The 291-nt window shown below is 65.3% G+C and carries 1 pseudogene; it reads left to right on the forward strand.

What is annotated here, in order from left to right:
* Positions 1 to 180: 180 nt before the first annotated feature.
* Positions 181 to 291, forward strand: a pseudogene (locus EN786_RS39215) (RNA polymerase sigma-70 factor); the annotation flags it as partial.

The raw sequence follows: 291 nt of genomic DNA on the forward strand, positions 1-291 counted from the left end.
CAGGAAGGCGTCGAGCTCAGCCTTATCGACGCCTTCCTGGCAAAACGCTTCGCCAAGCTCGACAAGAACGGAGACGGCGTGCTCAGCGACGACGAGAGGCCGGGCCACAAATCCGCTTCCAATGAGGAGCAATGACCAAGAGGCTATGCTGCATAATGACAGTCGCGAGCGCCTTGATTGATGGGCGCCGATCCGGACGAGGAACTGGTACGGCGCATCGGCGCCGGCGACCCCGCCGCCGTGCAGGCGATGGTGGCGCGCAAGCTGCCGCGCGTGCTGGGGCTGGCCAGG

Origin of the sequence: Mesorhizobium sp. M4B.F.Ca.ET.143.01.1.1 (assembly GCF_004792275.1) — a bacterium.
Lineage (GTDB): Bacteria > Pseudomonadota > Alphaproteobacteria > Rhizobiales > Rhizobiaceae > Mesorhizobium > Mesorhizobium abyssinicae.